Origin of the sequence: Paraburkholderia sp. GAS41 (genome assembly GCF_050436545.1) — a bacterium.
Classification (GTDB): Bacteria; Pseudomonadota; Gammaproteobacteria; order Burkholderiales; family Burkholderiaceae; genus Paraburkholderia.
In genome coordinates this window covers 17,158-28,851 of the sequence record NZ_JBNDMK010000047.1, presented here as the reverse complement: position 1 = coordinate 28,851, position 11,694 = coordinate 17,158, and the positions used below count along the sequence as shown (strand labels likewise).

General features: G+C 56.5%; 10 protein-coding genes and 3 pseudogenes. 6 read left to right on the top strand and 7 right to left on the bottom strand.

From position 1 onward, the window contains the following. Positions 1-190: 190 nt before the first annotated feature. Together P3T43_RS34480 and P3T43_RS34475 are read left to right on the top strand one after the other, a co-directional pair. Positions 191-256, top strand: a pseudogene (locus P3T43_RS34480) (hypothetical protein); the annotation flags it as partial. Between the two features lie 79 nt (positions 257-335). After that, complete coding sequence (locus P3T43_RS34475) at positions 336-1,391, top strand: IS4 family transposase (protein ID WP_429285467.1); 1,056 nt, start codon at positions 336-338, stop codon at positions 1,389-1,391. Here the strand turns inward: P3T43_RS34475 and P3T43_RS34470 are convergent. From P3T43_RS34470 to P3T43_RS34450, 5 genes and pseudogenes are all read right to left on the bottom strand, one after another. Continuing rightward, positions 1,324-2,082, bottom strand: coding sequence for an integrase catalytic domain-containing protein (locus P3T43_RS34470; RefSeq protein WP_429285466.1), 759 nt, complete (start codon positions 2,080-2,082; stop codon positions 1,324-1,326). The genes P3T43_RS34475 and P3T43_RS34470 overlap by 68 nt on opposite strands. A 1,656-nt stretch (positions 2,083-3,738) precedes the next feature. Then, positions 3,739-4,026 (bottom strand): annotated as a pseudogene (locus P3T43_RS34465) (integrase core domain-containing protein); the annotation flags it as partial. 94 nt (positions 4,027-4,120) lie between these two features. After that, the gene (locus P3T43_RS34460; RefSeq protein WP_429285465.1) at positions 4,121-4,564 is read right to left on the bottom strand and encodes a tyrosine-type recombinase/integrase; all 444 of its coding nucleotides are present in this window, start codon (positions 4,562-4,564) and stop codon (positions 4,121-4,123) included. 121 nt (positions 4,565-4,685) lie between these two features. Next, on the bottom strand, positions 4,686-5,699 hold the full coding sequence (locus tag P3T43_RS34455) for a tyrosine-type recombinase/integrase (RefSeq protein ID WP_429285464.1): 1,014 nt from the start codon (positions 5,697-5,699) through the stop codon (positions 4,686-4,688). Further along, positions 5,692-5,991: a hypothetical protein gene (locus tag P3T43_RS34450; RefSeq protein ID WP_429285463.1), complete on the bottom strand. Its 300-nt coding sequence runs from the start codon at positions 5,989-5,991 to the stop codon at positions 5,692-5,694. The genes P3T43_RS34455 and P3T43_RS34450 overlap by 8 nt, the downstream gene beginning before the upstream one ends. A gap of 277 nt (positions 5,992-6,268) precedes the next feature. Between P3T43_RS34450 and P3T43_RS34445 the strand changes: the two genes are divergently transcribed. From P3T43_RS34445 to P3T43_RS34435, 3 genes are read left to right on the top strand one after another with little or no spacing between them, the layout of a single operon-like run. After that, a complete protein-coding gene (locus tag P3T43_RS34445) occupies positions 6,269-7,501 on the top strand; it encodes a site-specific integrase (protein WP_429285462.1) in 1,233 nt (410 codons plus the stop codon). Continuing rightward, the gene (locus P3T43_RS34440; RefSeq protein WP_429285461.1) at positions 7,498-8,427 is read left to right on the top strand and encodes a tyrosine-type recombinase/integrase; all 930 of its coding nucleotides are present in this window, start codon (positions 7,498-7,500) and stop codon (positions 8,425-8,427) included. Before P3T43_RS34445 ends, P3T43_RS34440 begins: the two co-directional genes overlap by 4 nt. Next, complete coding sequence (locus P3T43_RS34435; protein WP_429285460.1) at positions 8,424-9,422, top strand: tyrosine-type recombinase/integrase; 999 nt, start codon at positions 8,424-8,426, stop codon at positions 9,420-9,422. The genes P3T43_RS34440 and P3T43_RS34435 overlap by 4 nt, the downstream gene beginning before the upstream one ends. A gap of 31 nt (positions 9,423-9,453) precedes the next feature. On the opposite strand, the gene P3T43_RS34430 is transcribed toward P3T43_RS34435, so the two are convergent. Both P3T43_RS34430 and P3T43_RS34425 read right to left on the bottom strand, forming a co-directional pair. Beyond that, positions 9,454-10,050 carry a tyrosine-type recombinase/integrase gene (locus tag P3T43_RS34430; protein WP_429285459.1) on the bottom strand — a complete coding sequence of 199 codons (597 nt, stop codon included), beginning with the start codon at positions 10,048-10,050 and terminating at the stop codon, positions 9,454-9,456. Then, on the bottom strand, positions 10,047-11,279 hold the full coding sequence (locus P3T43_RS34425) for a site-specific integrase (protein ID WP_429285458.1): 1,233 nt from the start codon (positions 11,277-11,279) through the stop codon (positions 10,047-10,049). The genes P3T43_RS34430 and P3T43_RS34425 overlap by 4 nt, the downstream gene beginning before the upstream one ends. A 124-nt stretch (positions 11,280-11,403) precedes the next feature. Between P3T43_RS34425 and P3T43_RS34420 the strand changes: the two are divergent. Beyond that, a pseudogene (locus tag P3T43_RS34420) lies at positions 11,404-11,664 on the top strand (transposase domain-containing protein); the annotation flags it as partial. Between the last annotated feature and the right edge of the window lie 30 nt (positions 11,665-11,694).

Genomic DNA, 11,694 nt, shown 5'->3' with positions numbered 1-11,694 from the left:
ATGCAGCACGGGGCAGCGCCGGGCAGCTGCGCAGTTGGACGCGATCACAGCTTAAATCGACCAGAAAAGTGTCTTGACTGATGGGTCCACTTTAGTCCCATGTGCAAGCGAGATGGCCGGCAAGCGACAGGCGGATAATTGATCGTGGTTCGATCTGGAAGTCCAGGGGAGCGAGTTCCAGGACGCCAGGTTGCGCCGCCGCTTTGCGATCTTGCTGGGAAAGCTATGGGACGGCATGGGGCAGACTATTCCGTTCGCGTGTCAAGACTGGGCTTCGACCAAGGCCGCCTACCGGTTCCTGTCCAACGATCGTGTGAGCGAACACGATATTCTGAGTGGGCATTTCCAGGCGAGCGCTGAACGTTTTCAAGGCCACCGATGGGCCGATTCTTATCTTGCAGGACACAACCACATTTTCATACCAACGGGAGCGCCCCGAACTCATCGGCTACACGGGCAAGACGTCTCTCCGAACGGGAAAGAATGGCTTGGGTTATCAACAACCGCTCACGCAGTGCGGCATCCTGATGCATTCAAGTCTTGTTGTCACTGCAGATGGCTTGCCTCTCGGCTTGGCTGCGGTGAAATTCTGGACGCGGAAGCAGTTCAAAGGAACTTCGGAACTCAAGCGCCATATCAATCCCACGCGCGTACCGATTGAGGAAAAGGAAAGCTGGCGCTGGCTGGAGAATATGCGCGAGTCGACCGAGCTTCTCGACGATCCTGTGCGTTGCATTCACATCGGTGACCGTGAAAGCGACATTTACGAGCTGTTCTATACGGCGTATGACCTGTGCACTCACTTCCTGGTGCGCACCTGCGTCGACAGGCTCGCGGGAGATGGCCAGCACACGATCTCCAGGATCATGAAGCAAGTCCAGCTAAAGGGACTGCATCGCGTCGAGCTTCGCGACGCGAGGGGCCGTCCGATGATCGCGACGCTCGAGCTCCGCTACCAGCGAATGACCGTGCTGCCGCCCATCGGCAAGCAAAACCGCTACCCTGCGCTACAACTGACAGTCCTTTACGCCCAGGAGCGCGATCCACCGCCCGGGCGTCCTCCAATTGAATGGAAATTGATCACCAATTTGCCCGTCTGCTCTCGTGCCGAGGCAATCGAGAAGCTCGACTGGTACGCGATGCGCTGGAAAATCGAGACCTTCCACAAAATCCTGAAATCGGGCTGCAAAGCGGAAGAATCCCGGCTTCGTACAGCGGACCGGCTGGCGAACCTGATTGCAGTCTTCTGCATCCTAAGCTGGCGCATATTCTGGATCACAATGCTCGGTCGCTCGGCATCGACAGCTCCCGCAGACCTCGCGTTTACACCCACCGAAATTGAACTGCTTGAACGCGTCGTTGACGACACGACGAGGGCTGGAAGAAGTTAATGTATAGCCGCGATGACGCGTACAGCTGCGCCAGCGCGTTCCTGGCATCGACCCCACTCAGCCGGCCATAACCGACCAGCCGTCGCACGACAGCGCCGTTCTTCTGCTCCACCCAGGCCTGATCGTTCTTCTTGTAGGCCCTTGAACCGGTTTGCACAAGGCCACGGCCCTTGCAGTAGTCGAGGACGCTCTGGTTCATGAACGCACTGTCATTATCCGAGTCCACTCCAAGCATCGCGAATGGCAGATCCGCAGCCGCTTTCTCAAATCCTTCAATCACCAGCATCTGGTTACGTACTCGCATGGCCACGCATTCTGTCCAGCCGCTGGCGATATCCGTCAGCGTGAGGGTGTGGACGAACTCACCGTTTATCTTCGAGCCGCCGCAGTGTTCGACCATATCAATCTCGAAAAATCCCGGTGGTGGATCACGCCAGTCGGCGAAGGTACGCACAGGAATGCTGCGCCGGATGGCCGAACCCACCCCCGTGCGCCGTTTGCGCCGCCCATCGATGTGCGCACGCGCATTGGCCAGCAAGCGATCGATGGTCGCCGCGCTGATCCGAAGGAGTTTGGCCTTGACGACCGGATCCAGATCGAGATGGCCGTGCCGCTCCATGGCATCAACCAGCTTCGGGATCAACGCCTTCAGTCGCTTGCCGCAAACCCTGTCGGCTGCTTCCCACAACACCGTCAGCGCCTGGCGTACCGCCTCGTCGTATAGCCGGTTGCGCTCGCGTGCCCCCTTCGCCGCGCCGGGCTCCTGCCGCAGCAGCCGGATGGCGTGCTTGCGGTGATACCCGGTCAGGCCACGAACTCATCAAGAATCCTGATCAGGTCACCGAACGTCGCGCTGCCATACCGCAATTGCAATGCTGCCACCAACTCCTTGCGTGTCGTCATGCCGATTTGCCTCGTCACCTCGAGCCGCTCCCGCCGGACAATCCGACGGGTAGCAAACTACGTGAGGCAACAGGTCAGCGCGAGTTGCAATTCTGATGAGTCAATGCGCTCCTCACTATCGTTACCCGGTAACAATCCCATAGCTCAACGTTACTGGGTAACGACACGATTCCTCAAGGTGTGGCTTATTTAACGCTTACGTCGAACGGGTCGTTGAAGGCCTCTGGCCGTGCGTAAAACACTTCAGCCTCCGAAAACATGCGCAAGGAATTTTTGAGAAGGAGCGATACTTGAAGAGGCTTTTCGGAAGCTGTTTGGAAGCCATCGATGGTATCGACTCCGGGTAGTTTGGTTCGCGGCACTAAGTCACTACGCTACGTTAGGAAGGCGTGGTTTCGGCCGGCGTGGTTTGTAGCGTTATCGAGGCAGCGGACCGCGGACCCCATGTCTTAAGTAGGCTGCGCATTGAGCTGAGCAGGCACCGATAGAAACCAGGTTCGGATGCCATCCTATTTGCCGAGACAGCTGGCTGCAGGTGCGCCCAGCCAGCGAGCCGCCTTGTCATGTTAGTGCTCAGAAGCAATGCGAGATGCATCAAGTCGTGGTTCAGGCGCCGTTTCAGTATGATTTAGCGATTTTTTCGGCCAAATAGGTAGAACACAATCTCACGCTGATGCTCTTTCCCGAGGGCTATCGACAATGCCCCACTACACAGGCGAATGGTTCAAGCCCGTCGCGAGCCGTCTACTCACTCAAACAGGGATTTTTAATACAACACCCACCGCGCACTCTTAATCAGTCGTGGTCCTTAATTAAGAACATCATGACAAGCTCAATCTGCCGAGAATGCGTCGAGGGAAAATATTTATGCGATGGGTCGCCTGAAAACATTGAATATCTGGACTGCTAAGTATTCGGCGAAAAATCTGGCGAAATTCCTCGCTGGGCATGGTTCGCCCGATATTGCCGCGACGCGAAACGGGTCGAATATTGTTCAGCCGTGAGCTTTCTTCTGTTTGCGACTCCCAGCCACGAGGACTGCCAAGAGAATTGCGAGAACTACGCCGTACGGAGAAATCCGGAGTATCCACGCCTCAGGCGGAGTGATGTATGCAACAGAGTCCCCCCGCTTGACAGGTACCGTGTGCCACGTGGATGGGTGTGGTGCCAACGGCGCCACCTGTGTCGTAATACAGCCCACAATGAACCATGCAGCGAGCATAGTTGAAAGAAGGACTATCACGGCTTTCGTCAATCGTGGGGATTTTACACCGGTCATGGCTCGCGTCTCGTATTTTGATATTCGCTTTTTAGCATGAGCAACTCGAGCTACGCAAGGTAGCTATCGTGCGGGTTTGTGCTTCCTTGTCGAAAAACGTTTCACTTCAGAAACAACTGCTTTCAGTAAAGTGGACCCATCAGTCAAGACACTTTTCTGGTCGATTTAAGCTGCGATCGCGTCCGATTCCGCAGCTGCACGGCGCTGCCCCGTCCCGCATTCCTCTCCCGGCCTTTCATCCGTGTGGCCATATTTATCGACGATCAGTGCGCCGCCACCGATACCCGAGCGATAGACCTGATCCGGCGTTGCGTATCCCAGCGACTGGTGCGGCCGTTCGGCGTTGTAGAACGCAAAATATTGCGCCAGTCCCACCGTCAGCTCGCCCATGTTGGCGTAGCCCTTCAGATACACGTCTTCATGCTTCACGTTGCGCCACAGCCGCTCCACGAAGTTATGCCGACTCCCCGATTATGCCGCGTCACGAATCCAGACGCACAACGGTTGGGCGGATCTCTGTTCCCGGTCACTCGGATTGTCGGCATTATCAGAGAGCCTCCAGGAAGGCGAGCAACGGATCTGGAGGTTTGTAGCGTGTCGGCGCGACGCCGCTCGCCGTGGCGTGCGCGAGCGCGCGTTCCTTGAGTTGCATGTCGGCGTGCAAGTAGATCTGGGTAGTCTCGGAGGATTCGTGGCCGAGCCAGAGCGCGATCACGGTTAGGTCGACGCCGTGATGCATCAGGCTCATTGCGGCTGTGTGCCGAAGCGTATGAGGCGTTATGGATTTTTTCTTCAGCGAGGGGCACGAGAGACGCGCTATTACGGCGTTGCGCGACACGAGTCGCTGAAGAGCATCGGCACTGAGATGACCACCGCGCGAACTGGGGAAGACTGGATCACCCGGTTCGCCCGATTGATACAACAGCCATTGTTTCAGGACGGCAACGACATCCGGCCGCAGCGGAGTGCATCTCGTCTTTCTGTCATGCAAATATTTGCATGATCGAAACTATGCCGATCTCGGGAATATGCGCAGTTCCGCGCCACGGAGACTCGTTTGTCTCTCTGCGATGGGCTATGCATGGCGGGTCCGTGGTGTGAACTGCGCATAATTACAGGCTTTCAAGGAACTGCATCAGGCGATCGGGCGGTCGATATCGCGGGATCTTGCTGTGAGGTGGCTGCAAAGTATTGAGCGCGCGCTCCTTCATCGCCAGGTCGGCCTCGACGTACATGTGAGTCGTGGCTGGGCTTTCGTGTCCGAGCCACAGCGCAATGACGCTGAGGTCAACGCCTGATTGCAGCAGATGCGTCCCGGTCGAATGCCGGATGACATGCGGAGAAACGGGATGGCTTGACAGTTGGGGACATTGCCCGGTGGCCGCCCGCACGGCGAGCTTGAGCCGATCCGTTACGTTAGAGCGCGTCATCGGATTGCCCGAGCGATTGGGAAACAGCATCTGGTCGGGTGACGCCCCGATGTGTGGCAACCAGCTTCTGATCAGGCTCGCTGTCGAGCGCCACAGAGGTACGGTGCGCCGCTTCCGACCTTTGCCGTGGATATGGGCACAGGGCGCTTTATCCAGGACGACGTCGCCCACCCGCAGACCGATCAGTTCGGAAACGCGTGCGCCAGTGTTGTAAAGAGTTGCAAACAGTACCCGGTCCCGCTGCCCGCACCAGGTGTTGAGGTCAGGCGCGGCGAGTAGCGCCTCGATCTCATCACGCGACAGGTGGCCGACGAGCGGTCTGTCGAAGCGTTTCATCGGAATGGCCAGAGTGCTTTGGATAACAGCCAGTGCAGAAATGTCCTTAAGTGCCGCGTACTTCAGGAATGAACGGAGGGCAACGAGCCGCGCGTTCCGGGTACGCGCGCAATTATGTCGGTCGTCTTCCAGATGACGAAGGAAAGCCAACACTAATTTCACGTCGATGTCCGTCAACGCCAGGTCGGTGGGCGACTTGTGGAGATGCGCCTGAGCGAACTGGAGGAACAATCGAAATGTATCCCGGTAGCTGGCTATCGTCTGCGGACTGACTGCCCGCTGTTGCATCAACCGTTCAACGAAGAATTCCTGTAGCAGCGCCGCGAAGTTCGACGCCGAAGAATGCCTGGGCCTAGACATGGCAAGCTCCTCCTGCAAAGTGCTCAAAGCGCTGGGCCGCAATCGCCATCAGTTCGGGGATGCCGGTCAGATACCAGTAAGTGTCGGTCACCTTGGCATGCCCGACGTAAGTCGACAGCATGACCATCGCGTTGTCGACGTCCACCCCTTGCTGGTACCAGAGCAACACCCGTCGACAGATAAACGAGTGTCTCAGATCGTGGATGCGTGGAGCCGGATGATCACCACGGGCGACCCATCCCAACTGTGAACGCAATGACCCGAAGACATCCTCGACCGTACTGATCTTCATGCTGCTTCCGTGCACGATGAAGAAGTGATCGCTTAGCGTGACGGGCCAATCGTGATCCCGTAGCTTTACGTAGCGACTGAGTGCTCGCACGACGGTTGGATGAATTGGAACGACGCGTGACTTGCCGCTACGCCGCTAGCGGCGTAGTGGCAACTATGCCGCCTCGTAAACTATGTTCAATACAGACAGAACGAGTCGAGAATTTAAGCGCAACGAACCAAATATGATCGGCATAGTCTAATTGACATTGGACTCGCTTTCGCGAGAGACGCAGGTCATGGAGAAGTCGTATCCAAAAACGCGGTCGCATTCGCTCGATGCGCCCGAAGGCCCTCTAGCTGAGCACCTCGGTGCATTTCAAGGCATGCTCTGTGATCAAGGTTATCCGCAAGAAACCATTCGCAGATACTTGCGTCTCATTGCCGATTTCAGCGTGTGGCTCAAGCGCAAGAAAACGTCGATCGAGGAAGTGACTCACAAAACCACGCTTCGTTACCTGCGCTACCGCGCATACTACCGATGTCCACGGAAAGGCGAACAATACGCGCTAAGATGTTTTGTGCAATTTCTGCAAGATAATGGAATCGTTGCAAGGGACGCACCCGTTGTGCAGACACCAGTTGAAAAACTGGTAGGCGAATACGCTTTGTATCTGCACCACGAACGAGGCTTGGCAGCTACGACGATCAGAACATATCGGTCGTATGCGTATTTGTTTTTGAAAAAACTATACGGTGACGAAGCAACGCGGCTTTCGGAACTCCATGCCTGTGAGCTCATAGACTTTGTTCAGCATGAGGCTGCTCAATATCCAACACGAACGCATTCGATCGCAAAGGTGTTGCGCTCCTTTTTGCGGTATGCGCGTTATCGGGGCTTAATCAAACTTGACCTCGCTGCAGCGATTCCCAAGGTCGCTCACTGGTCAATGACTTCAATCCCCAAGGCGATATCTCCTGAACATGCCAGGCGCGCGTTGGCCAGTTGTGACCGCAGTCGTCCCGTCGGTCGCCGTGATTATGCGATTCTGCTCCTCCTTGCCCGGCTCGGCTTGCGGAGTGGCGAGGTTGCTTCCTTGACGTTGGATGACATCGATTGGGAAGCTGGTACGCTGAACATTCATGGAAAAGGTGGACAGGAGTCGCCATTGCCATTACTGGCGCCGGTGGGTGAAGCGATCGCCGACTACCTGAAAAACGGTCGTGCACATTCTGAGAGTCGGAGAGTCTTCCTGCGTATAAACGCACCGATTCGTGGATTCAGCACGTCAAAATCGGTAAGCAATGTAGTCAAATACGCGTTGGAGCGGGCTGGCATCGATTCGCAGAGAAAAGGAGCCCATCAATTCCGCCACGCGCTAGCGACGCAGATGCTGCGTCAAGGATCCTCGTTGGCCGAGATTAGCGAGGTCTTGCGCCACAAGAGTCCCGACTCGACGAGAATATATACCAAAATCGATTTGGACTCGCTGCGAATCTTGGCACCACCATGGCCGGGGAGTCGATCGTGAGTACGTTACGCAAGTCAATGGAAGAGTACTTGATGATGCGCCGTCGTATGGGATTCAAACTCCATGAAGCAGGCCAACGGCTGGAAGACTTCGTCAGCTTTATGGAGCGGCGTCGGTTCTCACACATTAACGCGTCGCTGGCGTTAACCTGGGCGAAAAAACCCCCGTCGGTTCAACCGGTAATCTGGGCTCAGCGATTAGGCGTAGTACGTGACTTCGCACGCTATCTGAGCGCCTTCGATCCACACACGGAGATTCCACCGGACGGACTGCTTCCGCATCGGTATCACCGGCGGGCACCCCACCTTTACACCAATGAAGAAAACAGAAAGATACTGGCTGCCGCAGTGGCCCTTCCTCCGCCATGGGGACTCAGAAGGTGGACCTATTTTACACTGATCGGTCTCCTAAGCGTCACAGGGTTGCGCCCCGGTGAAGCGGTCAATCTGGAGCTTGAAGACGTAGACTTGAAGGAATGTGTTCTGACGGTGCGGGAAAGCAAACACGGAAAATCGAGGTTGGTTCCTATCCATTCCACCACTCGAGATGTACTTGCAGACTACCTTCGACGTCGTGAACTATGTCTTGCGGGTCGCCCGGAACCCCGTTTATTCCTCACTTCGCAAGGCAAGCCTCTCAGTGGAGATATGATCTCCCATACATTTACGGCACTCACACGGAAAATCGGTCTTCGCGATTCAACAAAGCATGCTCCGCGGCTGATTGACTATCGCCATCTATTCGCGGTCACGACGCTGGTGAGATTAGACCAATCGGGTAAAGACCCTGAGCATTGGTTACCAGTGTTGTCGACCTTCCTCGGTCACCAATGGGTGAAAGATACATACTGGTATGTAGAGCAAAACCCAGAGCTTATGAAGCAGGCGATGAAGCGCCTGGAGCGTCGTTGGAAGGATGTGCCATGAAATCTACGATCAGTTTCCCGACACTATTGCAGCGGTTCTTTACGGAACGTCTCATGCAACAGCGGCAGGCCAGCCCGCACACCATCAGTTCGTATCGGGACACGTTCAGGCTGCTTCTTCGGTTTGTCAACAAGCGACTGCACAAACCGCCGGACCATTTGGCATTTGAGGACATCAATGCGCCGCTCGTGACAGCATTCCTGAATGATCTGGAAAGGACCCGGGCCATCAGTGCCCGCACACGGAATCTGCGCCTTACGGCGATCCGTTCGTTCTTCCGCTATGCGGCCTTCGAAGCGCCCGCGTATTCTGCGCAAATCCAGCGCGTTCTGTCGATGCCCGGAAAGCGCTACGATCGCAGGCTCATTCACTTCCTGACGCGGCCGGAAGTCAAGGCGCTGCTTGCTGCGCCCGATACGCGCACCTGGTGTGGTCGTCGCGATCATGCTTTACTCCGATTGGCGGTGGAGACGGGATTGCGTGTATCGGAAATGACCAGCCTCACATGCGAAGCTGTAACCCTTGGCACTGGCGCGCACGTTGACGTCGTGGGTAAAGGTCGAAAACAACGCGTCACCCCCTTCAGTAAGCAGACCGCCGTTGTTCTAAAAGCCTGGATGAAAGAGCTTCGCGTACCCGTCGATAATCCGCTGTTTCCGAGTGTTCGAGGCGGACATCTCAGTTCGGATGCCATACAACGCCTTCTGAAAAAGTACACTGCCCAGGCTGCCAGGGTATGTCCTTCGCTGCGAAAAAAAAGCGTGACCCCGCACGTGCTGAGACATACGGCAGCCATGGAATTACTGCAGGCCGGCGTGGATCCATTTAACATTGCCATGTGGTTGGGGCATGAATCCCCCCAGACAACCCAGATGTACCTGGATGCCAGTCTGGAGTTGAAAGAGAAAATTCTCGCCAATGTCGCGCCACATGATAGTAAGACCGTACGATACCGGCCCGATAGTAAGCTCGTAACGTTTCTCCAAGGTCTTTAGGCATCTAAACTATGCCGAGCCAGACGACTCGTTAACATCGTCCCGCTGTCTGATTGCTGGCATATTCGTGGTCCAGCTCCAGCCCGATCGGCATTGCCTCAAACGCGGCATAGTTGCCGAACTTTGATTCCCGGATAGAGAGTATCCCGCTGACGAGGTCAACGTCGGACCGGTCGAGCCGGAGCGCCTCGCCTGGCCTGAGACCCGTTGCTACAAGAAGCCCTATGAGCGTCGAATAGGTCAGTGCTCGCATGCCAGTTCGGGATCGCAGTTGAGAGGCGCGGGTCATAAGCCGATCAATTTCCTGCTCAGTGTAAATATGCGGGGCGTTGCGCCGTCTGCGGGCACTCAGGAGTCCTGCTGGAGGAATCTGGTTTCGACTGTCAATCACGTTCATCCATCTGGCAAATCCTCTCACTTGAGAGAGGCGCCGCCCCCACGTAGCGCGTTCGACGAGTTCGGGTGTCGTCGCCCAGCGCAGAGCCAGATCGGTTGTAATGAACTCGGCGCCTTCGCGTTCCAGCAGATCAACGAAATGACCGAGTGCCAACGCAGGCTCATAGAATGACGCCCCGAGAGCACGGCGGACTGCCACGTACTGGGCGAGAGACTCGTGGATCGCAGTCATATTGCACCTCCTGCCGTGGGCCACGAACGCGCGACACCACGCAGGTCCTCAAACGCGACCTTTGCGTAGATCGCGGTACTGTCGGGTGAGCGGTGCCGCAAGACCTCGGCGATTTCTGCCATCGAGGCCCCGTGGCGAATCATCGTCGTCGCCAGCCCGTGACGGAACAGATGTGCAGCGCCCCTGCACGCGGGGCGGAAACCAACACGTGCGAAGGCCTGACAAACAATCTTGCCAATCGCCGCCGGGCCCGCCAAACCAACTCGAGGCGCCAATCTGCGAAGGAAGACGCGACGCGATGCACTCGCTCCGCGACCATCGCGGAGATATGTTGCGATTGCTTCTCCAACCTCCGATGAGAGCGGCATGTGCTCGACCATCTGCCCCTTGCCATGAACGACGAGTTCCGCCGAACGCCAGTGAATGTCGTCGAGCTCGATTTCGATGATTTCTCCGGCACGTAAGCCGAGCCTCGCCAACAACAGCAGGATTGCATAGTCACGGAGCCCAGTCGGAGTCGACCGGTCTGCAGATGCAATGAGAGCTTCTTGCTGCTCAGGCGTGAGGAACGTCGGCACAGTCGACTGTCGCCACTTCCGAACCGAGGGCACTGACCCAGCCAAGTCTCGGGCCGTATCGCCACGCAGAAAGAGGAAATGGCAGAACGAGCGAAGCGCAACTGCCATCAGCCGCGTGTATTCCGCCGATCGGCCTTTGCTGCGGGCAAGAAGATGATTCCGGATCGTTACCGCGTCAAATGCATCTGGCAATAAACTTCCGTCGCCGGCCGAGTGACTGTCGAGAAAGTCGCGAATGAACGGGCCGTAGACGAGCAGAGAGTTCTTCGCGAGTCCACGATCCTGCCTCAGATACTCCAGGTATCGGCAATAAGTGTGCGCGATCGCAGACTGGCTGCCTAATGTCGGCGAACACACAATGGCTTCCGCGCGCAGATAGGCGAGAAACTGCCGCAATGTGGGACGAGCACGCTGGACGCGGTCTCGTGATACGTCGATCATGCGCTTCATAAAACAAGCCGTGACAGACTCATCGAGGTCAATCAGGTCGATGTTCCTGTGCTTCATCCACCCAGAGAACGCACACAGGACTCTTCGTTTCTTGCGAAGCGATACCTCGGAGTAGTGAGCCGTCCGTAGACGATCAAGAAATGCATCGATGTGATGAGCCGGCAGCCCGCCGGATTCGCTGACTGTGCGTGTCGCATTCATCTGATCTCTCCTGGCCAGCGCGATAGCCAGCCTAAGAAATCATAGATTTATGCCGACACAGCGATCATGAAAGGACAGACCCACCGCCACGTGCATGCATGACGCGGCATAATCGGGGAGTCGGCATAACATTCTGGAAAGAGACATCAGGCCATTTGCAACAGCGAGACATTCGTGGCTCTTCTCTGACACAGTTGCGGGCGCGAAGGCGAGTGCCATGGTCTACAGCCTCGTGCTGACGTGCCGGGCCTGCAACGTCGAGCCCTACGCGTATCTGCATCATGTGCTGACCGAAATGCCACAACGGACATCGGACGCGGACATCAGCGACCTGCTGCCGTTTAACTTCGCCAAACGAGTGCAGCTCGCTACAACCCACCCCTAGCACCCCGATCTGGGGTCCAGTCCGCATTCT